Source organism: Niallia sp. FSL R7-0271 (assembly GCF_038005785.1).
GTDB lineage: Bacteria > Bacillota > Bacilli > Bacillales > Cytobacillaceae > Niallia.
On record NZ_JBBOTZ010000002.1, the window covers coordinates 411,621 to 435,966 of the forward strand.

Here is a 24,346-nt window from a genome sequence, read left to right on the forward strand (position 1 = left end):
AACTAATGTAATTGATGATTAAAATAATGTAAGATCTTTATGGTTAACTGAATATTAAATCTTTCCTCCCCATTATTCAAATCTAATGCAAATAGTTCCTTGATTTTGTTGATTCGATAAAACAAAGTATTCTTGTGGATATGTAAGTTATTTGAAACCAGTGCTGGATTATTGATATAGGTTAAATATTCATTTAGAGTCTCCAGTAAGTTTGTGTTATACAATGTATCGTACTCAATAATTTTCAATACTTTTGAATTGAAGATCGTTTCTAGATGTGATTCTTTATTAAATACATTAATTAAATGGTATACCAGATAGTCCTGATAAGCATATAAATATTGTCCTTTGCTAAGAGAGGTTCCTAATTCATAAGCAATAATAGCTTGCTGATAATATTTGTTAGTATCGACTAAGGAGGTATATATGTTGCTTACTGATGCTATCAATTTGTTGGCCATCAAATAATCTAGTAAGGATTCATTTTCTAGAAAAATCGAAACATCCATATTTTCGCTACTGATAATAAAAATAATTTTATTATCGAAAAGTATCCAACGGTTATTTGGTAAAAAGACTGCTACTCTCTCTGCAACTAATTCAGCTTTTTGAGTTGTAAGGTTACTTTCCTTTATAAATAAACTGAAGATAATAAAATGAGAATTTGTTTTCCAATTAATTTGTTTTAGACGAAAATTTAAAATGGAATTACTCGTTATTTGGTTGTTTAACAATTCAGATAGAAAGAAACTATGGTTTAATCCTTTATTTCTTCTCAAAAAACTACTTTTTTCAAGTTCTAAAGAAATAAGCGAGCATAAAAAGTTTACTATCTCAAAATCATATCTAGAAAAGCTATGATTGACCTCAATAACAGCTATATGTGCCACTTCGACATCTTGTATATAAATATGTCCATGCATCCAACCGTTTCTTAAATAATCAGAGTTATCATAATATGGATAACGTGCTTTACGAGTATTCTCATAAATTTTATGCTTTTGTAAATGTTCCATGTTCTGGTTGGAAAGGTAACCAAATTCCTTTTGTTCTTTAATATCTGATCGATAATTAACTGCATCTTGTGACATGGCAATAATTTTAGAACTTGCATCAATCAGAATAATTGGGTTAATTAAGAATTGGTGTGTTAGTTCAATTTTCTCTGATAATGAAGAACTTGTGTTAAAAAGCGTAAATAGCTTCTGTTTGTCATATGAAAGTTTAATATCTAATTCTAATATATTAGTAATTTCCTCGTATAATTTCGGTACATTGTAATCCACATTAATATTAATAATATTCCAGTTGTCAATCTTAGGTTGCATCCATGTTTTTGAATTGACTAAAAGTACACTAATGTTATTTCCTCCGATTATTGTAGGCAAATCTTCAGCTAATCCTATATACAAAATTCCTTCTTTTAAAGTTGTTTGATTCTTTAGTAGGCGAACTGAATATATTTCAATTTCTGGATACTCACTTGATAACCAAACAGGAGTACCCATTGATGAAAATTCGTTTACTAATAATGTAAGATTCATTTCATGCTTTACCCCTTTTGTGTTATAACACAATTTTATTAAGTGTTTATAGTTGAAATTTTAAAATGAGATACATTGGAAACGGTTTAATTATTATATATTATTAATTTGTAATAAACAACAACGTTGTGTTACATCATAATGAGGAGGTTAACTTAATTGGGAAAATATGATGAATTAGCAAAAAAAATAATAGATAATGTTGGTGGAAATAAAAACGTTTATAGTCTAATGCATTGTATCACTAGGTTACGATTTAAAGTAAAGGATGAAAGTAAAGTAAATATACAAGAATTAAAAAAACTCAACGGTGTAGTCACAGCACAGAAAAGTGGTGAAGAATTTCAAGTAGTTATTGGAAATCATGTCGGAGAAGTATATAAAACTGTATTATCTATAAGCGATATTCCTCAAACTTCTAGTGAAGGATCAATCTCAACTGAGAAGAAAGGTCTTTTCGCAAAGTTTGTTGGTATGATCTCGGGTATTATTGTTCCAATAATAGGGATTTTGACAGCTGCAGGGTTAATGAAAGGTTTGTTATCCTTGTTTACGTCATTACATTGGCTAGATAGTACTTCTGGTACTTACCAAATTCTTTATACAATTGGCGATGGCTTGTTTTACTTCTTTCCAGTTTTCCTAGGATATACTGCGGCCAAGAAATTTAATTTAGACCATTTTGTTGGAATGGCAATAGGTGCAAGTTTAATATATCCTACTATAGTTCAATTAGTTCATGGTGAACCACTTTATACTATATTCACAGGAACTATTCTGCAATCGAACGTAAACTTAACCTTCTTAGGAATTCCAGTTATTTTAGTAAGTTATACATCAACACTCATACCAATAATTGTTGCCTGCTATGCTGCTTCAAAAGTTCAAAAAATCTTATCTAAATTTATTCCTAACGTAGTTAAGATGTTTTTGTTGCCACTAGGAACTTTAATAATTATAGTTCCCCTTACATTTATAGTTATTGGACCAGTAACTACACTTATTGGAAATTTAATTGGTGTAGCTACAACTTCTTTGTTTGCATTAAATTCGGGGATTGCTGGTATTTTATTCGGTGGTTTATGGCAAATACTTGTTATGTTAGGTCTTAACTGGGTGTTTTTCCCAATAGCTATTAATAATATTGCTACATTAGGTTTTAACTCTGTAACAGTTACAAACTTTGCTGCTACCTTTGCTCAAACAGCAGTCGTCCTAGCAATTCTTATTAAAACTAAAGATAAAAATTTAAAATCAATGGCTATTCCGGCTGCAATTTCTGGATTCTTTGGTGTAACAGAACCTGCAATTTATGGGATTACCCTACCTAGAAAAAAACCATTTATCATTAGTTGTATAGGTGCTGCTATTGGTGGAGGTATCATTGGTTTTGCTGGTGTAAAAAGTTATATTATGGGTGGTGTGGGGTTGTTTGCACTTCCGAATTTTATTAATCCGGAAACTGGTAGTATGAATGGGCCAATATCTGCAATTATAGCTGTTTTAATCGCTATGTTAATTAGCTTTATATTAACATATATTACATTCAAAGATGACAAAGGAGAAGTTGATAATAAAAGCCTCCAGCAAGTAGAAGAATTGGAAAACAAGGAGCAGGTAGTTAAAATAGCTGATTCAGAAATATATTCACCCATAAAAGGTAAATTATTCTCTTTATCAAAAGTAAATGACCCAACATTTGCAGAAGGCTTGCTCGGAAACGGTGTAGCCATACTACCATCAGTTGGTCAGGTTGTCTCACCTTGTAACGGAACTATCATTACTGTCTTCCCTACAAAACATGCTATAGCCATTAAGTCAGATAGTGGGGCGGAAATTTTAATTCATATAGGTCTTGATACTGTCAAACTAAATGGACAATATTTTACTGCATTTGTTCAAGAAGGTGACTCTATAAAAATAGGGGATAAATTGGTCGAATTCGATATAGAAGGCATTAAAGCGGAGGGTTATGACATAATGACTCCATTAGTTATCACAAATACTGTAGAATTTGGTGATGTTATCAGTACCAGTATTTTAGAAAAAGAAATAGATGAAAAAGAAGTTATCTTAACATTGAAAAAATAATAATTATACCTATGTATTTAGTAGAGAAAATTAATGAATTTTGATTGTCTCTAAAAAGAATAAGGAGAGTGGAATAAATGGGGAATGAGGTAGAATTTCCAAAAGACTTCCTATGGGGAGGAGCTATTTCAGCTATTCAAACTGAAGGAGCATTTGATAAAGATGGGAGGGGATTGTCTGTATTTGACGTATATCCTAAAGGCGGTCCCACTCCAACTATCCCGTTTAGTGAAGGAAGGTATAACTATAAGGAAGCAATTGACTTTTATAGTAATTACAAAGATGATATAGCTTTGTTTGCGGAGATGGGATTTAAAGTTCTTCGTACATCCATTTCTTGGACGCGTATATTCCCTAGTGGGGATGACGTTGAACCCAATGAAAAAGGATTACAGTTTTATGACGATGTATTTGACGAATTATTGAGGAATGGAATCCAGCCATTAGTTACTTTATTGCATTTGGATTTCCCCTATTCTCTCGTAGAAAATTATGGTGGATGGAATAATCGAAAAACAGTTGAATTATTTGAAAGATATGCAAGAACTGTTTTCGAGAGATATAAAGACAAAGTGAAGTATTGGATAACTCTTAACGAAATTAATATTATATTGCATAGACCACATTTAGTAGGCGTTAGCCTTGGTGAGAATAAATATCAGTCTATCTATCAGTCTGCGCATCATCAGTTAGTAGCTAGTGCACTAGCGGTAAAGGCCTGTCATGAGATTATACCTGACGCAAAAATTGGTTGTATGCTTGGTGCAATGCCATTTTATCCATACTCTTGTAAACCAGAAGATGTTTTTGAAGGTTTACTTAGAGATCAAAGTACGTTCTTTTTTTCAGATATACAAGCAAAGGGCTATTATCCATACTTCACAAAAAAATTATTTAAAGAAAAGAAAGTTACACTTGATATACAACCGGAAGATGAAAGAATTCTATCTGAGAACTTAGTGGATTTTGTTTCTTTTAGTTATTATATGAGTTTAACTATTGCTAAAGATTTACATGGTAAGGAGACAACAAGTGGAAATTTATTTGGTGGGTTGAAAAACCCGTATATTCCTTCTTCAGAGTGGGGATGGCAAATAGATCCATTAGGTTTAAGGATAACTATGCATCAACTTTATCAACGATATGAGAAGCCATTATTTATTGTAGAAAACGGTCTAGGATCTTTTGATAAGCTAGAAGAGGACAAGTCCGTACATGACCAGTATCGAGTAGAATATCTTAAAGAACATTTTAAAGCAGCTGCAAATGGAATTGAGGATGGCATAGAACTGCTTGGATTTGCAGTTTGGGGTCCAATAGATCTCGTTAGTGCATCAACTGGACAAATGAATAAACGTTATGGTTTTATCTATGTAGATAAAGATGATGATGGCAATGGAAATCTTGAAAGATACAAGAAAGATTCCTTTTACTGGTACAAAGAAGTAATTGCAACAAATGGAGAATCACTTTAATAGTTGAGTAAAATCAGCCATACTTTTGGACTGCTCTTTACTCTTCCTGTGGATTTATATAAGAACTCACCTAATAATCGTTCTGCCGAACAATTTAATTTAGTGGTAAGTGGTAGCATTTACTGTAAAAAGTATTATTTGTGAATAAATGTACTTAGACAACAGGGGGCTTTCCTTAAATATAAGGAGCCCTTTTATTATGTCGCTAAAAGGGCAGTTTTGTTGAAGAAGGTTTTAAGATTGAAAAGAGTATTGTGACGTTAATTGAAAATGAAGACCTATCTGAAAAAATCACTTAAAGTAATATAAGAAACCTTTTATTTTAAAGAACGTAATAAAAGAAGGGACAGGGAGGTAAATTTATGAATGATCATATAATTTTTTTTATTATAGGTGCGTTTGTTTTATTAATACTAATTCCATTCTTTATTATTAGAGATATAAAAAATGGTAAGAATCTAACCGATATCTTTACTTCTAACATGAAATTTTTATTGTTAATGTTAATATTTGTGGGTGAAGTATTAAGGTCAATTTTATCTACTGAATCAATGAATTACTTTAATCAAACACTATTCCTTTTCTGTATGATGTTTGGAGTTACACCAGCAATATTTTTAATGGTATATCACCTTAAAAATGACATTAAGAAATTGAGTAATCCAAAAGAGTACAAACACTATTGGGTATACAAGATTAGATACATATTAATCACACTACAAATTAGTTTATTAATAATTGGAAAATGATATTTAAAGTAACTAGGGACCATACTGTTTAATATTTACAAACTGCATAGTTTTCGTTCTGATATGTGCTAACCGGTTAATAATTAAGGTGATGTAATAAAGAGTGTTATGCCAGAAAGGATTATTGCTCTGGCACTAACAGGGCAGTTTAGTTTAACAAGGAAAATCACACTAAATATAGAAATAAACTTATATGAGCTAACCTAAATAAGATAACTTGTTAATATGGAGGTATCTATGCCAACTTTAAAAATAGGAAATGTTTGTGTAAATAGGAATTCAAACTGAGATACGGTAATTATAAACGAATTTAGTGCAATAAAAGAAAGTATTAATTATATTAATGAGTTTAATGTAACGAACGTAGATATAGAGGACTTTGATTGTTATGATTTAAATTTCCTGAGTGATTGCCCAGATATTGAAAAGCTGTCGGTACATAATCATTTTGTGAAAGATCTAGGTGGTATTTATGAGTTGAAAAAATTAAGAGTGTTGACAATTAATGAAACCACTACAAAAGTAGAATTCAGAATACACGAGATAAAAAACTTAGAAGAATTATATGGTACATTACCGAAAAACACCATAGGAATTAATGAGTTAAATAAATTAAAAAAGGTTGCATTGTGGGGTTATAAACCTAAATCAAAGAGTCTTAATGAATTTAAAAACTTGATAAGTTTAAATGAACTTAGCTTGACACAATCAAACCTCCACACACTTGATGGTATTGAAGAATTAGTAAATTTAAAGAGCCTGGGATTGTACTACCTAAGAACATTAGCTGATATAACAGCATTGAAAAATTTAATTGCTCCAGTTTACGAATTGTCTTTTGAGAATTGTAAAAAAATAGAGGATTTTTCTCCTATTCAAAATTTAAAGAAACTTGAAGATCTTAAAATAATATCCTGTGGTGATATACAATCTCTTAGCTTTGTTCCAAAATTAACAAAACTTAAAAGTCTAGTGTTCCCGGAAACAAATATCTTAGATGAAAATTTAACAGTTTGTAATGGAATTGAGTATGTTCATTATACGAAACAGAAACTTAAAACAAAGCAGATTTCAGGTGGAAAAGTTAGTCTTCATGATTTAACCAAACCTACATATGAGTGGACTAGCAGATTGGCTGATGGAGATGAGATATTTAATCCAGAAAATATTGAATCCACCAACAAGGTTCTTGATGCATATATTAACAACCTAATAAAACTAGGAGTTAATCCTAAAAAGAAAGAAATAATACATTTTGTTAAAGATGTTGTAATCAGCATAAATGAACTAAATGAAAACAATGATTATTTTATTGAGACAATGGAGAGAGAAGAGCTGTGTGAGTATATTATTCAAGCAGCCAATATAGCTGGTTTACAAACCTATGAAGACATTACCGAACCATGGAGAGAGTGGTAAAGAAAACACCTTGGGAATCGCTACTGTGGTTTTTCTTATTAAAGAAAATTGTCAGCATTTCTGTAATATATTAAAACATAGCTTATAGCACAAACGGGGCAGGATAGTGGAAGAAGGATTTTATTAATGTATTGTAGAAGGTAATTCATACATCAATAAAATTCTTATTCTAGGAGGCTTGTATGGAGTTTTATAAATTTGATAAGGACAATGGTATAAATGTTTCAAAGTTCAACTCTAATTTTATTATGTCTCGTATTATTCAAACTGACCAGGAAACAAATATTGGTTGTATGCATTTGGAAAGGAACGGTATTGTAGGTTACCACCAAGCGGTAGTTCCTCAGCTTCTTTTAATACTGAACGGAGAAGGCTATGTAAGGAATGAAACATCTGAATATTATAAAGTGGTATCTGGAGATGCTGTATTCTGGGAAAAAGATGAGTGGCATGAAACAAAAAGCAGAGAAGGTCTAACTGCTATTGTAATTGAAAGTAAGAAATTGGAACCTTCCTTATTTATGCAGTTGGAAAATAAATTGGTTAAGGACTAAGGGAGATTTCCATTTACTAAGGAAATCTCCCTTTCTGTCACTATCAGGGCAGGTTTGTTGAAGAAGAATTAAAATTAAAATAGCCATATACTTACTGAATTTTAAAATAGGTAATTAATCAAGAACGGAGTGTTCCATAAATGATTATTATTTATAACTAGTTAGTATTCTGTTTAAATAGCTTAGCTTTAGGCATAACTTAGCTAACATTAATAGTAGGAAGTGAACATAATGTCGGTTTTTATTCAAAATAGCGATATAAGCATTATTAACTCAATTAAGTTTAAAAAGAGGAATCTCACAGTTTTAAGTCTTGGAGTAAATTTTAGAGATCTTGAAGGTTTTTCAAATAATTTTATAAAAAATACTTTTGAGTTTCCTTTATTCTTTGTATTATCAACTGAGTTAATGGATGATGAAGATATAGAAAAGGTGAAGGAATTACATATTGATTATGTATGTAATAAAAAAAATGAATGGATGATTCTTAAAGTAGAGTCTGCTGCTCAATTAAAACTAACAACGAGATATTGTGAGGGGTTTGCTTCTAATGGTTTCCGTTCGTTTATGATAAAAGGTGAGAGTTTACTATTGGGTGAGTTATGTCCAAGTGTGAATTGGAATCATCCAATAGAATTCCCTGATCTTAATTGGGACAAGGTAATAACCTTAATTGATATAGATGAAGTTGGGTTAACGGTATTCACTGATGATAATAGAATCAATAGTACATTAAAATTGTTAAATTATATTCCTAAAGAGTATGAAATTGATTTGAAGAATTGTGATATTTAATTTAAAAGTTCATAAGCTAACAGGTCTTTCCTTAAATAATGGAAGGTTCTTTTTTATACAACAATCTGGTCAGAATCCTTATAATAACTTAAGCATTAACCAGTGCAGTTTATGTGCTTCTGGTACTATCATGGCAGGATAGTGAAAGAAGGATTAAGTAAAACCATCAATGCTAAACTATTGATGGTTTTACTTAACCCTAAGGGAAATACTAAAAAGAATTGCCTATTTATATAGAGAAGAAATCCATGTTCTATCAGAGGTATGTAGAAGATTCAGTACACTATTGGCAACTTCAATGTAATCTTGGTCGCTTTTTGCAGATTCAAAATTAAACCATATACCGTCTTCTTCTAAAGATTCACTTCCTAATCTAAACCGATCATTTATAAAATGTGCAGTTACTTTATTTGGTGGAAGCTTTTCTCCCCTAATAACGGGGGTATCTTCCTTAGAACAACTAGCTAACTCAACAACAAATGAGCCTCCCCAATTGTTGAATTGAAAGGTAATTAAATCAATGTTATTCTCATTTATTCTTCTGAAATGTGGAAGTGATCCCTTGAAATTTTGTTCTCTTAGGATTGGGATTACTACTTGTTTTAAAGCATTATCCATTTTCTTTCTTTCAATAGAGGCCATTCTATTACTCCTTAGAATGATTTTTCCTTACTTAAATTACGGTTTATGTTTTTATTTTAGTTGATTTTTCTTTGTAGAACAATCGTGGCAGGTTAGTTCAAGAAGCATTTAGAAAAATGAAGCAACAAACCCATCAATAATTGGCATTGATGGGTTTACTTAATTCTATAAAAAGTAGTTTTTTTCTAACTAAAAATATGGGGAGTGAATCAATCTACTTTTCTAATATTCCATTTTTACGATTAAAAAGCAAAGAGTATTTTTTTATGGGGTTTTAATTTTAAAACTAATTTCAATTTTTGTACTTCAAATTGTACATTCTACTTAGATGTAATAGAAATCCTAGTTATTTTATTTTATTTTTTCCAATTTTAAATACTATTTATTGTCTAGTTTTTAATATAGAAAGAATTCGCTTATGTTCCTTTTCATCCAAGTTATAAAAGAATATTGCAGCAAGTTCAATTATAACAAATACAGCCGGAATGACGGTCAAAGTCATCAAAATACCGTGTAATGCTTCTGGCGTTTGTGTTTGATTGGCAATATACCCAAATTTGGCCAAAATCAAACCAGGAACAATGCCTCCAATTGCCATGCCGAATTTGAAGAAAAATCCAACTAATGCATAGATAACACCACTCGCACGTTTACCAGTCTTATATTCGCCATAATCAATAGTTTCAGGTATTAACGCCCATGTAAATGCACCTGCTGTAAGTGTACCTAGTGCGGTTATTAAACGTCCAACAAATACCAGTGGAATAAAGGTTGGTGGAATAATGAATAAAGCTAATAATCCGATTGCTTTTAATAATAAAGCTGTAAATAATAGTTTTTTCTTACCCATCCATTTATACATCAATGGCATTAAAGGCATTAGAATGAGGGCAGGTAAAGTTCCCATTAGACCGTACCATTTTACTAACTCAGGCCTTGCTACATTATAAGTTACATAATAAATTCCAACAGAGTTAACAATAGAGTTTACCCCAAAGTTAAGTATAAAGAAAAAGCATACTATAATTAGAGGACGATTTGTTTTTAATTGTATCCAAATATCTTTGAAATTAATTTCAGCTTCTTTTGAATGATTAAGTGGTACGCGTTCTTTTGTGGTATAAAAGCAGACCAGCAATAAAATTGCTCCAAAAATACCCATGATAGTCATAGTAATTTGCCATCCGGTGTCTTTTTCTCCCGTCATATTTGTGAAAATTCCAGCTAAGAGGGGTACACCGAATGAAACAATCAATCCACCAATATTTCCGAAAAGCATACGGACAGAGGTCAAGCTGACAACTTCAGTGTTATCTTGAGTAATAGCAGATGTAAGTGCTGCATACGGAATGTTTATTACTGAATAAGTAATGGATAATAAAATATAGGTCGTATAAGCATAAACTAGCTTCACAGGATCAGAGAAACCCGGTGTTGTAAAGCAGAGAATCGCCACACCGGCAAATGGAAAAGCGCCATATAAAAGGTAAGGACGAAATCTGCCATATTTGGTCTTAGTCTTATCAATAACTGCACCAATAAATGGATCAAGAATCGCATCAACGATACGAACAATTAGAAACATTAATCCAGCAGCAGCGGCTGTAATTCCAAAAATGTCCGTATAAAAAAATAATAAATAACTACTTACAGTTTGGTAGATGAAATTACAGGCTAAATCCCCAGTGGCATAGCCGATTTTTTCATTCAGTCTTATTTTTTGACTTGAATTTCCTATAAGATGTTCTGCAGTACTTGTTTTCATTTTAATCCTCCGTGATTGTTTTATAAGGTTAAAATCAAAATACTTAGAAACTTTCTAAAAAAAACAATGTGTAAACACTTACAAAAATATATAGGTTAAGTCTTACTACTGAATGAAAAAGTAGCAGGGAGTATGTTGTTTCATGTATGGTGTCAAAAACAAATTTTTTGACACCATAGTCCAATAATATTTAAAATTGAATACATTGCTCACAGTAGGTAGATTTTGACATGTTCTTTGCTACTTCAACATTTATTACTCCATTATTATAGTTCCAATTATAAGTTTGGAGTTCTATTAGACTGAATAAAAAGGTAAAAGATAAAGCGTTTTCATTTCGTGGTTTTTAAAATGTTTATTAACCCCAAATTTTTATGTTATTTTTCCCCTTTTTTAATTTAAGGATTGGTCCAAGTATGCCTTTTTCCATTCTTTTTTCTCCTAAATAATCTGTATCTAAATTTACTTCGCTTCCGTCTGGATTTTCAAAATCTGCATCTGCAATTCGGACTCTATTCAATGTTTTAGTGCCTAAAATACTTCCGTACATGTCCTCGAAATTTTCGGGCAACTCGATAGAAAGATAGACTTCATTTCCCTCTTCAATTACTTTTAGGCTTGTATTGAATTTTTCTACTTCTAGTTTTTCAAGCTCCTTATTAAAAGGTTTAGCTCCATTTATGTATGCATTATTGTTAATATAAACCGGTTGTTCTACTTGCATAAAGCCTTCTACACTTGGACAATCAGGCTCAATTGACTTAATATATTCCTCCAATGAAGTTGTATAACCATTGTAATGAGCAGTACCAACACCTTCAAGACCTTCCTCCCCGATAAAGATATTATTGTAAAAACGATCATCTCCTCCATAAGTAACTGCAAACCCCTTAATCTTAGTACTATGTGGAATATGATATGGAGTTGAACGATTAAGCATTTTCCGATGAACCATTTTTCCACGAATTAAATTGTTTACGTAGGCCCCTCCTTGGGCATGATTATCTAAAGCATAATCTGCAGTTAAAATATTGTGATCGACGATATATGGGCCACTGCTCACCTCTATAAACAAGTCTCTATTATTTTTGTAGTAAAGATTACCACTAACTCTGGTTCCTTGTGTCTGCCAATCTAGCCATGTACCTAAAGAACAATCATGGATTCGATTGTGTAATATTTGTACATCAATAGCAGCGTGGAGTTTTATACCTGCAATCTCATGTCCATAAAACTCTCGCTTTAAAGCAATATTATATATATGATTGTTATAGATTTCGCTAAATACACAGCCTAAATGACCAACAATAGCATTCTGACCACAATTATATATTGTGTTGTTTCGAATAATATGTGAACCAATTTTCTCTTTACTCCAACCAGCTTGTTCTGCAAGAAAGATAGTTTCTATTTGATATAGGTAGCCTGGCTTGTCTTTTCGTTTAGTTCGATAGTTGTCTCCTGTGGAAATGTCTTTCCCAATGCTAATACCACTACATTTAGAGTCATGGATAATATTGTCTTCTATAATCCATCCTTTGCTCCAATGAGGACCTATTAGCCCCGGCTGATCGGCTGTCGGAGGAGTCCATGGAGTTGCTGCCTGTGCCATTTCAAAGCCTCTTACCGTAATATAATCAATGCCTGTTTCTTCTGGATAAAAGCAACTTTTTCTAACGTTTATTTCTACTAATTCTTCGTTAGGATAATAATCGTGAAAATTAGCGTAGATTGTTGTCTGGTTGGCATCCACTTCTGAAAACCAGACATACTTTGTTTGATCTGGATTATGGACAGGAACAATTTTCTCTGTCCAATGGTCTAATACTTCCAATTGTATTGTGGGATTTAGTACTTGCTCTAAATTTTCAGCTTCATAAAAAGACATTCCATTAAGATATACATCACCCAGATGTTTTCCAGGGTTATATGCAACCCAATCTCCAAAAATCTCTTCCCTATAAGGGTTAAAGTTTCCAAAGTAATCATTAGATAATACTACTTTCCATACTGATCCTTCGACATGATTCCAATTTTGGATCTGCTCTGAACCTTTAATAACTACTTTCTCTCCATCGGCGGCTTTGTAGGTAATCCTTCTCGTATTACTTAATCCTGGATTCTTTGGTTTCACCCACTCTCGATACTCACCTTTATGGACAATAATAGTATCTCCAGCTATTGCAATTGATGCTGCCTGAGTTATTGTTGAAAATGGTTTTTGTCTTGAGCCATCCCCGTATTCTGAGCCATTTTTTGCTACATGATATTTTGAAGCCATCGTATTTCCTCCTTATCTGATTGGTATCTTAATCAAATTATAAGAATTAGAAGAGCTAAAATATATACATGACATGGTATAATAATGGTCAATATTAGTGTTTTTATGAAGGGGGAAATAGATTATGGTGTTTTTTGAACATTACGGACTTAAAGAGCAGGAATCATTTAAATATTTCACCTTAGTTAATAGTAATTTTCCTCTTCACTTTCACCGAGCATATGAATTTATTATTGTTCATGAGGGGGAATTGTTAGTAACAATTAATAAAAAGGAATATATACTTCGTAAAAATGATTTAGCATTTATTTTTAATAATCAATTACATGAATTAAAAATGATTACTCAGTCAAACATTACAATCTTGATTTTTTCTCCTGAATTAATTGGACATTTTTTTATGAATTACAAAGGATATATTCCAGAAAACAATGTATTGCATCTAACCCATTTGCCTAATATCAAAGGGTTAGACTCCATTTATCAACAAAAAAGTTTTTTATATGATATTTGTAGTAAATTGGTAAGTAAAACTAATTTTATTCCAGTAACCCATTCCCCAAAAACTAAAGTCCTATACAAAATTCTACTTTATGTGGATACAAATTATATGAATGATTGCACATTAAAAGTTGTTGCGAAAAATCTTCAATATGATTATGCATATGTATCTAAACTTTTTGTTCAAATGACTAATATGACATTTACGGAATACCTTATGCATTATCGGGTTTCACAAGCATGTTATTTATTAAAAAATAGTGAAAATACTATATCCGAAATAGCGATGGACTGTGGTTTTAATAATATTCGTTCTTTTAATAGAAATTTTAAAAAAATTACTAAAAAATCTCCCAGACAATATAAGGAGTCTTCTTAAAATTTATAAATCTTGAACATACTAGGTATTTGCCTTCTTATGAAAATAGATAATTCTGGTTATCCTTTGTTGAATAAGAAGGTCATAAATTTCTTATTCCAACTGAATTTTTAAGATATTATGCTAATGAAAATTATAATAATGTAAAGTTTTTCAGGGATTTAACACACGTTCTTTTATTGGTGAAAGTAAAGAGTTAATTAAGCCTTCACCTTAGAAATGATTGGTATGACTAGGTAGTTTGGATAGATGAAGAAGGAAATTGATGACAAATACGAATGGTGTTCTTGACGAACGTTGTTCGTGATGATATAAATAGGAAGACCTTATTAAAGTAAATTAAACACGTTTCAAAATTTATAACAGAAAGAAGTGTGATTCTATAATGTCTTTAATAAATAATTCTGGAAGTTCACAAACTGCCTTTTCATTAAAACAAATTTTACCAGTACTACTTGCAGTAGCATCGGGGATGTTCCTCGTCATACTAGACAGCACAATCATGAATGTGGCTGTTCCAAAATTGGTAAATGCCTTTCATACCAATCTCAGTACCATCCAATGGGTGATTACGGCATATACATTGTCACTGTCAGCCGTTATTCCGCTCGCTGGATGGTTCTCGGACCGTTTCTCTCCAAAACGGATGTTTATGACAAGTATTGTGTTGTTTGTTTTGGCTTCTGTGTTGTGTGCCATGGCGCAGACACCTAATCAACTGATTATTTTCCGTATCCTTCAAGGGCTTGGGGGAGGCATGGTTGCTCCAATTGGGATTGCAACCGTATTTTCCGTTTCTCCACCTGATAAACGTGGTTCAGTTATGGGTATTCTTGGTATCCCGATGTTACTTGCACCGATTCTTGGCCCAGTTTTATCTGGATGGCTTATTGAGTATATAAATTGGCACTGGATATTTTACATCAATGTGCCAGTTGGACTACTCGCATTATTCATGGCAGGGAGGTATCTACCTAAAGTAAAACCGCGGAATAATAGTAAACTTGATTTGGTCGGCGCAATATTGGCACCTATTACCTTTGCTTCACTTGTATTTGCGGTACATCAAGCGGGTGAGAGGGGATGGTCTAATTCATGGACTATTGGTTCCCTCGTATGCGGCATCCTTTTTCTAGCAATATTCATTTGGCACGAACTGCGTCAGAAATCTCCGCTTCTGGAGCTTAGAGTTTTCCGTTCTCGTGCATTCGTACATGGAATTATCGTTGCATGGCTTAATCAGATTGCGTTGTTCGGCAGTATTCTGTTATTCCCTTTGTTTTTGCAACAGGTGAAGGGACTCTCACCTCTGGAGGCAGGACTATATATCATTCCGCAAGCAATTCTTACTACGATTGGGATTAATCTCGGTGGAAAATTGTTTGACCGATATGGTGTTCGTCCTGTGGCAATTACAGGGATTATTTCCTTGTCTGTTTCATTATTTGCACTAACACAACTCAATGCTCAAACAAGCCCGGTTTACATTATGACCAGCTTTGCATTTGCAGGTCTAGGTCAAGGCTTGACTATGATGCAAATCAATACTCATGTGCTTAAATCTGCTCCAAAGGAACTTGTTAGCCGAGTAACACCAATCACAACTTCTGCTCAACAAATAATGTCCTCATTCGGTGTGACGTTTACGACAGCTTATCTTTCTATTCAAATTAGAGAGCTTCCAGCCAATTTTTCATTAGAACAGCTTGGTGAAGCTTTCGGCAATACATTCTGGATAACCCTTTGTTTTTCGCTTGTGGCACTCGTGCTTAGTTTCTTCTTCACAAAACGTGCGCTTCCATCCCAGAAGGCTAAAGCAAAGTAACACGATCTTTGTTAGGAAGGTTGAAAAGGATTTATTGTTAGTTTTACTTCCTTTAAACGATGTTATTTAGGAATTTAGCATTTATGCAATGCATAAATGCTAAACAACTCTTTAATAGGACAGCCCAACTAATAGGGCTGTCCTATTAAAGTCGTCTGTGTTATAACGAATTGCTTAAACAAAGACATTTCCAGTAGAAAGACACTAATAAGTAATATTGGAAAGTTTAGCTCTAGTTGTCTAGTTTGTATAGTCTAGAATAACTCCTACATACTAAGATTTATCGCCTTGAAAACATAGGCTTTGTAATTAAAAGGAACTGAAGAAAATTTTGTTTTGCGATATGACAAAGGAGAATAACGAAATGGAAATCTTAATGACCATTATATTACTGCTAGTGTGTTTAATAATTTCTAATATTATTAGCCACTATTTACCATTTATACCTACTGCTCTGACCCAGATTACTTTTGGAATCGCGTTAGCTCTCCTATCAAATGAATTCCATCTAGAAATCGAATCGGAGTGGTTTTTACTACTCTTCGTTGCTCCACTTCTCTACAATGATGGAAGACATTTTCCAAGAGATGAGTTATGGAAAATGCGGGCTCCGATTTTGGGTAATGCAGTTGTTCTAGTCCTGTTAACTACTCTTGGTGGAGGGTACTTTATCCATTGGCTTATTCCTAATATTCCTATACCTGCAGCCTTCGCTCTAGCAGCCATTCTGTCACCTACAGACCCAGTCGCGGTAAACGGTATTGCAAAGCGCGTGCGTCTTCCTGAGGCAGTATTGAATCTTGTAAGAGGAGAGTCACTTATAAATGATGCCTCTGGACTAGTTGCTTTCAATTATGCGGTAGCTGCAGTAGTTACAGGTTACTTTTCAGTAAAGGAAGCAATATATGACTTTTCATATATGTTTATCATTGGTGCTATTTTAGGAATCGTACTTAGTTTGTTATTGACGTGGATTCGATACAGCTTACGCAAAAGAGGAATCAGTGACGTTACTTTACATTCATTACTTCAATTAATGTCTCCATTTTTAATATATATCATCACGGAAGAGTGCTTTCATGCTTCCGGGGTCATTGCAGTAGTGGTAGGGGGAATTGTTCATTCACTGCTTCGAGAAAAAACGGAACGTATGCAGGCGGAGGAACAGGTTTTAACCGAAAACATTTGGACCACGCTTTCGTTTATCTTAAATGGAACTGTATTCCTACTGCTAGGCTTGATCATTCCTAATTCTATAGGCTCAACAATCGAGAATCCTAACATTCAAACTTTTCTTGCAGTAGGTTATGTATTGGCAATAGGAGGAGCAATATTGGCAATCAGATTTATATGGTCATACGTGTTTTCTTATTATGAGTATTGGTTCAAAAGAAGGAAGATTGTAGATAAACCGACGGTGAAAATGACCCTATTAATCAGTTTAACCGGGGTTCGTGGGGCTGTGACGATGGCCGGAGTCTTGTCCATTCCGCTTGTGACTATGAGTGGAGAGGCTTTCCCTGAGCGTTCCCTGCTATTATTCATAGCTGCAGGTGTTATTTTGTTCACATTAATTGTAGCTACCATATTCCTTCCCTTAATTAGTAGAGAAGATATACCTGACGGGAAGCTATCTAATTATTTGGATGTTAATACAGCCAAGAACAAGTTGCTTCTAGCATCTTTGAAGCAGATGCGATTACAAATAAACGAAGAAAACGAAACTGCTGCATATCAATTGATGGACGATTTTAAGGCATTGTTTAATCAATCTGATTTTGAAAAGGGATTAACGGAGAATAGTAGTACTGAATTTGTACAAAAGGTAACGGAAGTTCGTTTAATGGCTTTGAAATCAGAGAAGAAATACATACAGGATACGAGAGATAAAGGGGAAATGAATGAAGAATTGTTTGAACTCTTCATGAAAATCTTAGATCTGCGAGAAGAGATGCTTTTACAAAATGTTCAATCTCGGTTTGGACTCCTCATCCGAAATGTATTTCGAGACTGGAAACGTTCGAACAGTAAACGTTCAAAAGGTGGAAAAGATCGATTGGTACAAAAACAAGAAGGAAAACAACATCTTATTAAAGCTTCCCAAATTGCACTAGAACAACTAGAAGCCCTGGCGAATGAGTACGAGGAACCGAGCATCATATATACTGTCATTTATGATTATCGGAAAATAATTACTGCTAATGGGACTCCAAAATTCAATGCAAAAATTGAGGCTCAAAAAGAAGAACTTCGTATTATGTTGATGGATGTACAACGTACGGAAATACGAAGGATGTACCAAAATGGCGAAATAAGCAACGAACAAACAAAAGACTTGCGAAGAATGGTTAATTATTTCGAGAGTGCAGCGCTTATCGAGCATACAGAATAATGGGAAATTCAAGTTGGGATTTATTATTAAAATCATAACAAAAAGAGTCGCTATATAGCGACTTTTTTAGCCAAAAAATATATATTTCATGGCAACTTAATGGCGAAATCCATATACTTTGGATAAAATTCCTAAAAAAATAAACGAACATTGTTCTTTACGAACGATGTTCGTTATGGTATAACATATATGTACCCGATTTAATAAGGTCTAAAGAAAGTTTAATTTGAAGGTACTAAGTATTTTTATAAAAAAGGTAAAGAATATATTCTAAGTTATAGACCAAACTATAGGCGTTATCTCTTAGCTACTTTTTAACATATAGTTTGATTTGTAAAAGAATAAATGTAGTTTATTTTTTTAACTTAAAACGAACGATGTTCGTTAAGTTCAAGAATTAATTATTAGGAGGATTACAACATGAATGAAAATAAACGTATAGCAATTATTGGTGGAGGCCCAGGAGGATTAACACTTGCTCTACTATTACAACGCAATGGTATGCAGCCTGTCATCTATGAACGAGAACAACTTGACATGAACAGTCAAAGAGGTGGTTCTCTTGATATTCATGAAGAATCAGGACAAATGGCACTTAAAGAAGCTGGTCTTTACGAGGATTTTCAGAAAATTGCTCGTTATGAAGGGGAGGATTTCCGTCTTCTTGATAAAGATGGGAAAATTTTCATTGATGAAATAACTGCACCTGATGAAAAGGGTGACCGACCTGAAATTGATCGTGGCGCGCTTTGTGATCTTCTATTAAACGCTCTTGATAAAAGCTGTATAAAATACGGATATAAGTTAGAAAAGGCTGTTTCACTCGATAATGGTATGACAGAACTTCATTTTGAGAACGGATTTGTAGAAACGGTTGATTGCCTTGTTGGGGCAGACGGAGCATTTTCACGTGTTCGTCCGTTGCTAACGAATACAGATATTAAATATACTGGCCTAACGTTCTTTGAACTTAATATACTGAACGTGGCAGAAAATCATCCAGATTTGTTTGAATTCAACAGACGTGGTAAAGTATTTGCTTTAGGCGATAATAAAGGGATTCTTGCTCAACTAAATGGGGATGGTAGAATAAAAGTATATGTTAGTCTAAGAGTTGATAAAGACTGGCCAGATAAAAACGGTATTTCTATGGATAAGCCTATTGAAGCAAAAGAAAAATTATTAGATATACTTAGTGACTGGGACGAAGATCTTAAGAGATACATTCGATATGCAGAAGACTCTATCATACAAAGACGAATTTATATGCTACCAATTGATTTCAAGTGGGAACGTAATCCTGGTGTTACTCTTATTGGGGATGCAGCTCATGTAATGTCACCATTTGCAGGTGAAGGTGTTAACTTGGCAATGTTTGATGCGATGAATTTAGCTCTTTCCATTATCCGAAATAATGATTTTGCTAGTGCAATTGAAGAATATGAAGAAAAAATGTATGAGTATGCCTCAGAAAAGGCACAGGAATCACAGGATAACTTAGAGTTAAGTTTCTCTGATAATGCAGCTCAAAAGTTTTTAGATTTAATGAATTCATTACATGAGCAATACAATAATGAACAAAACAATTGATATTTACTAATTTATTTTACCATGGTATAAAGTAATTATGGAAAATTCGAATCGAAAAATAATTAGTCGCAGGGATCGACCAGCTAAAGAACCATTAAGTCATGAACTTATCATACGAACAGCCTATGAACTTCTTAAAGAGCAGGGTGTTACAGGTATGAGCATGCGTAAGGTTGCAAAAGCATTGGATACTGGCCCGTCATCATTGTATGTTTATGTTAAAAATTTTCAAGAATTAAGTTCATTGGTATTGGATTATGGCCTTGGCCAAATGGTTTTACCTGAGCCAAAACAAAATTCATGGAAGGGAAATTTATTTGGAGCATTGAACACATATTTCTTGTTACTACACGAGGAACCTGGTCTCGCAGAACTTTCTTTCTCTACTATTCCGAGAGGGACAAACTTTCTAAGATTGACTGAATACATCCTTGCTACCTTGCTGGAGGGTGGAGTTAAGTCTAGATCAGCAGCATGGGGAGTAGACCTGTTATTACTCTACGTTTCTTCAGTAGCATATGAACGTACTTCAAGGAAAAAGAATGGAAATATGCAAATAGCTGATATTAAAGAAATCTTTCAAAGTGCGGACCCAGTTCTGTTTCCAATTCTATTCAGTCTAGGTGAGGAAATGTTTTCTGGAGATACAGAGTCAATGGAACGCTTTCACTGGGGACTTGAAGTACTATTACACGGAATTCTACATTTCAACAAATAGTAAATAGTATGGTTCAGAATTTTTAAAAAGAACAATTGGCTTAATGATTGGGCCTCTTGTTCTTTTTTTATTAAAAATGTAAAAAATGTTAGTAAAAGTTTATGTTGTGATTTTCAATATTCATTTTGCTTAATAACGAATGTAACTCAAGACAAGTATGACACAAAGGCATACTAACCAAATCCTAACCAATTATATGAACAGTAAAAACGGAAGCTTTGTGAAGAAATACACTTAAACTAACGGGGGCGATAGTTTAACTAGAATTATAATAGACCGGATAATTTTAAATCTAATTTTTTCCTCCTAATACGAAAGGAATAACTACGCCTAATCAACCCAATCATTAATTAGGATAAAAAGTCAGCCCATAAAATATTAGTACGAATTAAAAAATCAATTATGATTAAAAAATTCCTTTCTTTTTTAGTACGAGTTTGCAGTGGAAATTTACCTATTCATTGATAGTAATAGACACAGAACAAGCATTAAAGCTAAAATAATGAAACGTAGAAAAATAATGATGGGAAAAGAGATGTAAGGTTGGTGTAATATGAAAGTTTATACAGTACAACGGTTAGAAACATATTACCGAATGAGGGAACAAGGATATTTAATCGGTGATGAGAAGTTCGTTTGGGAAGACTTTAAGAAACCTTACCAATGGATGATGCAGCAAATGGAAAAGAAGATTGAAGGATACAACGGAAAGGACTACCCTATTTGGGTTTGGAAGAGAAAAGTTAATAGAAATGAACATGCTTTGCTTAGTAAAGGGATAAAAGGAGTAATACTTACTTTAGAAATACCTGAAGATAAAATTTTATGGTCTGACTTTGATCATTGGCATTTTGTACTTAATAATGGTCCAATTACAGAGTCAGAGGACGAATGGGAAAGATATTTAGAGGATGAGGAGAGTTATCCTACTGAAGATTCGTGGGAAAAGATTTTTGACTTTAATCTATTGAGAAGTCTCGATAATGACTGGAATGGTAAATTCAATGAAGACTGGATTCAAGGTGTTACACCAAAGATTACTATGAGTATGGTCAAAAAAGTAACAAGATTTATTGCTAAAGGTAGTAAACATTATTAATCCCTTTCTTATTAAAAGTCTTTCTCTCTGTGGATAAAGGTAAAATGCAAATATTTTGGAACAAACTTGGCAGCATTTCTGTATTAAAGGAAAATTTGTAAAATAATATATTTAGGCTATAGTTGAATTAGAGGAAAATCCTATATGTCCAAAATTAATCCGACACGCCCCTATAGATTATATTTAATATTATTATCGCCTTGTGCCAGATAAAAAAGTAAAAGTATATTCGTATTTCAAGAAGCTTAATTGCTACCAGATAAATTTAGCAACAAAACGACCAAAAAGGTAAAAAATTACTTACATAATAATAGTATGTAGTTTATTTAACAGACAAGAGAAGAAGTATAAACAAGAAATATAAAATCTGTAAGTCTGCGTTAAATTCTTATTCGTGAAACTGCGTATTTAAGAGAATCATCCCACAAAGCTATTTATTGATTTAAACTAACTGATAATCTCCATTCGTTTGTTTAAAAAATAAACCTTCATTTTTGTAGAACTGATAATTCTATGTATCTCTATATTAATTTAAGTTGCGAACTATGTACAAGAGACAAAGGCTAACAGGGAATTTAGTTTAACGAGGTAACTTAGATGTAATTTTAACTTGTTGAGTTTTTTACGATAGGAGGTTCATCTTTCTTAAAAAATAGATAATTTCAGTTCGTGAAAATGGGGTAGCATCAAACGTAAAAAAGTATTTTTAATAGGTTAAACATGTAGCCAACAGGATTAATGTATACCTTTCTTGAATAAATTAAAATAGGTGAAAAAAGGGGGATATATATTAATATGAACGTTTACAGCAATGGTGTTATCAAACAAATGGAATTGGCTGTTAACTCTATAATTAAGTTAATAGACACTATAAGTGAGGAAGAACTGAATATAAGGCCGACTGCTGGTAAATGGTCAATTGGTGAGCTACTTTCACATATATCTGTTTTATGCAAAGCAGATTTTTTAATCGGTGCTGGTGCTTCAGAAGAGGAATTAGACCATTTCTATGTAGATTCTGAACCAGAAGCTACTAAATTAGCAATAAAGGAAGCCCTTATTAACAATTTTAATTATTTAAAGGAAGGCGTAACATTATTACGGGAAGAGGAGTTGTTACGTGAAACCACTTCTTTTTTTGGAGTAAAACATTCTAGATACGAATGGCTGTTGGATACACAGGCTCATCTATTTCATCACCGTGCACAGTTACACTCATTAATCGTACATGTATTGAAGCGTGAGCCGAACGTCCAATTATTTGAGTAAGGAACGATTGCTATCGGGTGTTATAATTTGAGATACTTGCGGAAATTCTCTCAATAAGGATAAACAAATAGTCCTAAGGGGAGCATTAAACAGAGCAGTGTTAACACTTTTTTTGGCTTTAATTTACAGTATTCATGGAATAAATTGTCCAAATGTCGCATTCTGGGCAGTTTAGTGAAAGAATAATTAATAAACTCTTGCCCTACCAATATGGAAGGGCAAGAGTTTGTTAATTCTTTTTAGCAATTTCGTTCCTATTAGGTGCAAGTGGTGGTTGTTCTAACCATTTATTTTTCACCATAAGATCAAACCAATTTTTGGTAACTAAAAGATTTTGTAGAATAGTCTTCTCATAAGTGGCTACAAGATCTGTTCTCATGGCTGAAGCCAAGCCAGCGCCATGATAATTTTGGGCAGCTTGAAATAAAAAACCCATATGGAAAAGCATTAACTTATCTGAAAATGGTGAGTCAGTAGAGGTGGTAACTTCTGTTTCCAATGATTTTGGAACGGGTAAATTATCCGCTTGAAGTATTTTTGCTAATGCTTTTATTTGGCCATCTGCTGTCTTTTCTGACTCAGTTAGAAATTTTCTTACTTCTTTAGATTCTGCTACCTGTGAGAATGCAATGGAAAGAGTTTTAGCCATTATACTTTTCTTAAGGTTCAAGGAAAGACTTACAATTTCTGTAGCGGCAAGCATTCTACCTTTTCCCAAAAAACCATCACTAAAATCTTTACTGCTAATAAAAGTTGGGTGTTCGTACGAATAGTATAGTGGATCCCTTTGAAATAAACCTTTCTCAAGCAATAACTCAATTGTTTTATGATACATTTTATTTCCTGCAGTACTACATGAATCGTAAAAAGTTCTCAAATCTTTTCTGACTGAAATACATAGTGCTGTGTTATGCCCTAAAGTTCCATGTATAGTCATGATGTGTAAATAATTTAGGCAAAATGCATCTGAAAACAATTTCTGTTTTCCAAGATATAAGTCAGTTTCATTAAATCCAATGGGAACAGGAAATCCTTCTTTAACGAAGAAATTACCAATTTCGTTTTTTTGTTGGCCAAATGTCTTAATAGCGATATTAAATAGTTCCTTTATTGCTTTATCTTCTATAATGGAAAACATATACTTATTAATAATATTTGTGGCTGTTCCATTTATATACTCTGCCCATAAGGAACCTATTTCAGAAGAAGTAAGGGCTGATTTTTCCATATAAATTCACCTCCATCATAATATTTCCAA

At 33.0% G+C, this 24,346-nt stretch carries 18 protein-coding genes; 13 read left to right on the top strand and 5 right to left on the bottom strand.

The genetic code is table 11. From position 1 onward, the window contains the following. Positions 1 to 2: 2 nt before the first annotated feature. A complete protein-coding gene (locus MKX82_RS22090; protein WP_341080085.1) occupies positions 3 to 1,544 on the bottom strand; it encodes a PucR family transcriptional regulator in 1,542 nt (513 codons plus the stop codon). Positions 1,545 to 1,703: 159 nt separating this feature from the next. Between MKX82_RS22090 and MKX82_RS22095 the strand changes: the two genes are divergently transcribed. From MKX82_RS22095 to MKX82_RS22120, 6 genes are all read left to right on the top strand, one after another. Continuing rightward, complete coding sequence (locus MKX82_RS22095) at positions 1,704 to 3,635, top strand: beta-glucoside-specific PTS transporter subunit IIABC (RefSeq protein WP_341080086.1); 1,932 nt, start codon at positions 1,704 to 1,706, stop codon at positions 3,633 to 3,635. Positions 3,636 to 3,712: 77 nt separating this feature from the next. Continuing rightward, entirely contained in the window at positions 3,713 to 5,110 is a 1,398-nt protein-coding gene (gene ascB / locus MKX82_RS22100; protein ID WP_341080088.1) for a 6-phospho-beta-glucosidase, read from the top strand. Between the two features lie 362 nt (positions 5,111 to 5,472). Continuing rightward, positions 5,473 to 5,859 carry a hypothetical protein gene (locus tag MKX82_RS22105; RefSeq protein ID WP_341080089.1) on the top strand — a complete coding sequence of 129 codons (387 nt, stop codon included), beginning with the start codon at positions 5,473 to 5,475 and terminating at the stop codon, positions 5,857 to 5,859. Between the two features lie 1,068 nt (positions 5,860 to 6,927). Continuing rightward, entirely contained in the window at positions 6,928 to 7,278 is a 351-nt protein-coding gene (locus MKX82_RS22110) for a hypothetical protein (RefSeq protein ID WP_445738864.1), read from the top strand. Between the two features lie 182 nt (positions 7,279 to 7,460). Further along, positions 7,461 to 7,832: a cupin gene (locus tag MKX82_RS22115; protein WP_341080090.1), complete on the top strand. Its 372-nt coding sequence runs from the start codon at positions 7,461 to 7,463 to the stop codon at positions 7,830 to 7,832. 231 nt (positions 7,833 to 8,063) lie between these two features. Continuing rightward, positions 8,064 to 8,627, top strand: coding sequence for a hypothetical protein (locus MKX82_RS22120; protein ID WP_233317287.1), 564 nt, complete (start codon positions 8,064 to 8,066; stop codon positions 8,625 to 8,627). A 225-nt stretch (positions 8,628 to 8,852) separates the two neighbouring features. On the opposite strand, the gene MKX82_RS22125 is transcribed toward MKX82_RS22120, so the two are convergent. The 3 genes from MKX82_RS22125 to MKX82_RS22135 form a co-directional block, all read right to left on the bottom strand. Next, entirely contained in the window at positions 8,853 to 9,269 is a 417-nt protein-coding gene (locus MKX82_RS22125; RefSeq protein ID WP_341080092.1) for a DUF4304 domain-containing protein, read from the bottom strand. A gap of 382 nt (positions 9,270 to 9,651) precedes the next feature. Continuing rightward, a complete protein-coding gene (locus MKX82_RS22130) occupies positions 9,652 to 11,034 on the bottom strand; it encodes an MFS transporter (RefSeq protein WP_341080093.1) in 1,383 nt (460 codons plus the stop codon). A 358-nt stretch (positions 11,035 to 11,392) separates the two neighbouring features. Next, positions 11,393 to 13,315: a right-handed parallel beta-helix repeat-containing protein gene (locus MKX82_RS22135; RefSeq protein WP_341080095.1), complete on the bottom strand. Its 1,923-nt coding sequence runs from the start codon at positions 13,313 to 13,315 to the stop codon at positions 11,393 to 11,395. Positions 13,316 to 13,439: 124 nt separating this feature from the next. Here MKX82_RS22135 and MKX82_RS22140 point away from each other — a divergent pair, with 124 nt between their 5' ends. From MKX82_RS22140 to MKX82_RS22170, 7 genes are all read left to right on the top strand, one after another. Then, positions 13,440 to 14,195: an AraC family transcriptional regulator gene (locus MKX82_RS22140; protein WP_341080097.1), complete on the top strand. Its 756-nt coding sequence runs from the start codon at positions 13,440 to 13,442 to the stop codon at positions 14,193 to 14,195. A gap of 385 nt (positions 14,196 to 14,580) precedes the next feature. Beyond that, complete coding sequence (locus MKX82_RS22145) at positions 14,581 to 16,020, top strand: MDR family MFS transporter (protein WP_341080099.1); 1,440 nt, start codon at positions 14,581 to 14,583, stop codon at positions 16,018 to 16,020. Positions 16,021 to 16,384: 364 nt separating this feature from the next. After that, entirely contained in the window at positions 16,385 to 18,412 is a 2,028-nt protein-coding gene (locus MKX82_RS22150; protein WP_341080102.1) for a Na+/H+ antiporter, read from the top strand. 420 nt (positions 18,413 to 18,832) lie between these two features. Further along, positions 18,833 to 20,002, top strand: coding sequence for an FAD-dependent oxidoreductase (locus tag MKX82_RS22155; protein ID WP_341080103.1), 1,170 nt, complete (start codon positions 18,833 to 18,835; stop codon positions 20,000 to 20,002). A gap of 37 nt (positions 20,003 to 20,039) precedes the next feature. Continuing rightward, positions 20,040 to 20,720, top strand: coding sequence for a TetR/AcrR family transcriptional regulator (locus MKX82_RS22160; RefSeq protein ID WP_341080104.1), 681 nt, complete (start codon positions 20,040 to 20,042; stop codon positions 20,718 to 20,720). A 553-nt stretch (positions 20,721 to 21,273) separates the two neighbouring features. After that, the gene (locus MKX82_RS22165; RefSeq protein WP_341080105.1) at positions 21,274 to 21,819 is read left to right on the top strand and encodes a DUF3841 domain-containing protein; all 546 of its coding nucleotides are present in this window, start codon (positions 21,274 to 21,276) and stop codon (positions 21,817 to 21,819) included. 795 nt (positions 21,820 to 22,614) lie between these two features. Then, positions 22,615 to 23,088: a DinB family protein gene (locus tag MKX82_RS22170; protein ID WP_341080106.1), complete on the top strand. Its 474-nt coding sequence runs from the start codon at positions 22,615 to 22,617 to the stop codon at positions 23,086 to 23,088. A 229-nt stretch (positions 23,089 to 23,317) separates the two neighbouring features. On the opposite strand, the gene MKX82_RS22175 is transcribed toward MKX82_RS22170, so the two are convergent. Next, complete coding sequence (locus MKX82_RS22175) at positions 23,318 to 24,316, bottom strand: DUF3231 family protein (protein ID WP_341080108.1); 999 nt, start codon at positions 24,314 to 24,316, stop codon at positions 23,318 to 23,320. Positions 24,317 to 24,346 lie beyond the last annotated feature (30 nt).

Excerpts from the sequence above, each read along its gene's own strand:
- MKX82_RS22090 (WP_341080085.1), bottom strand. The coding sequence starts at position 1,544 with ATGAATCTTACATTATTAGTAAACGAATTTTCATCAATGGGTACTCCT.
- ascB (WP_341080088.1), top strand. The coding sequence starts at position 3,713 with ATGGGGAATGAGGTAGAATTTCCAAAAGACTTCCTATGGGGAGGAGCT.
- MKX82_RS22105 (WP_341080089.1), top strand. The coding sequence starts at position 5,473 with ATGAATGATCATATAATTTTTTTTATTATAGGTGCGTTTGTTTTATTA.
- MKX82_RS22115 (WP_341080090.1), top strand. The coding sequence starts at position 7,461 with ATGGAGTTTTATAAATTTGATAAGGACAATGGTATAAATGTTTCAAAG.
- MKX82_RS22120 (WP_233317287.1), top strand. The coding sequence starts at position 8,064 with ATGTCGGTTTTTATTCAAAATAGCGATATAAGCATTATTAACTCAATT.
- MKX82_RS22125 (WP_341080092.1), bottom strand. The coding sequence starts at position 9,269 with ATGGCCTCTATTGAAAGAAAGAAAATGGATAATGCTTTAAAACAAGTA.
- MKX82_RS22130 (WP_341080093.1), bottom strand. The coding sequence starts at position 11,034 with ATGAAAACAAGTACTGCAGAACATCTTATAGGAAATTCAAGTCAAAAA.
- MKX82_RS22135 (WP_341080095.1), bottom strand. The coding sequence starts at position 13,315 with ATGGCTTCAAAATATCATGTAGCAAAAAATGGCTCAGAATACGGGGAT.
- MKX82_RS22140 (WP_341080097.1), top strand. The coding sequence starts at position 13,440 with ATGGTGTTTTTTGAACATTACGGACTTAAAGAGCAGGAATCATTTAAA.
- MKX82_RS22145 (WP_341080099.1), top strand. The coding sequence starts at position 14,581 with ATGTCTTTAATAAATAATTCTGGAAGTTCACAAACTGCCTTTTCATTA.
- MKX82_RS22150 (WP_341080102.1), top strand. The coding sequence starts at position 16,385 with ATGGAAATCTTAATGACCATTATATTACTGCTAGTGTGTTTAATAATT.
- MKX82_RS22155 (WP_341080103.1), top strand. The coding sequence starts at position 18,833 with ATGAATGAAAATAAACGTATAGCAATTATTGGTGGAGGCCCAGGAGGA.
- MKX82_RS22160 (WP_341080104.1), top strand. The coding sequence starts at position 20,040 with ATGGAAAATTCGAATCGAAAAATAATTAGTCGCAGGGATCGACCAGCT.
- MKX82_RS22165 (WP_341080105.1), top strand. The coding sequence starts at position 21,274 with ATGAAAGTTTATACAGTACAACGGTTAGAAACATATTACCGAATGAGG.
- MKX82_RS22170 (WP_341080106.1), top strand. The coding sequence starts at position 22,615 with ATGAACGTTTACAGCAATGGTGTTATCAAACAAATGGAATTGGCTGTT.
- MKX82_RS22175 (WP_341080108.1), bottom strand. The coding sequence starts at position 24,316 with ATGGAAAAATCAGCCCTTACTTCTTCTGAAATAGGTTCCTTATGGGCA.